At 81.9% G+C, this 441-nt stretch carries 1 protein-coding gene; it reads left to right on the forward strand.

Annotated elements, in window-relative coordinates; all coding sequences use genetic code 11:
* Positions 1–58 precede the first annotated feature (58 nt).
* Positions 59–441 (forward strand): HAMP domain-containing protein (locus E2C05_RS32515; protein WP_133223683.1); only part of this gene is annotated, 383 nt, incomplete at its 3' end.

Genomic DNA, 441 nt, shown 5'->3' on the forward strand with positions numbered 1-441 from the left:
GCCAGCCAGCGCAGCCGGCGGGCGATGGCGGAGGATGTCCCGGCATGACGGCCATCGGATGAGCCTCGGCACCGCCCCCGCCATCGCCCGCCGGCTGCGCTGGCTGGCGCTGCTGCTCGCCGCCCTGCCGGCGCTCGCCCTGGCGCTTGCCCTGCTGGGGCCGCTGCGGGCGGAGGCGGCGACGCTGCCCGGCGGTGCCGGGCTGCTGGCCGCCCTGGCGCTCGGCCCGGCGCTGGCCACGCTGGCGGCCTGGGAGGCGATGGCCTTCCTCGCCGGCCGCGGCCTGGTGCGGCCGGCCGGCCTGCTGGCGCAACTGGCCCGGGATGTCGCGGCGGGCGACCTGCGCCGCGCCCCGGCGCCCGGCGCGGCGGATGAGATCGGCCGGCTGGCCACCGCGCTGGGCCGCGGCATCCGCCACATCGCCCGCCGCCGGCGGGAGCT

This window comes from Paracraurococcus ruber, from assembly GCF_004353985.1.
In the GTDB taxonomy this organism is placed as follows: domain Bacteria; phylum Pseudomonadota; class Alphaproteobacteria; order Acetobacterales; family Acetobacteraceae; genus Paracraurococcus; species Paracraurococcus ruber.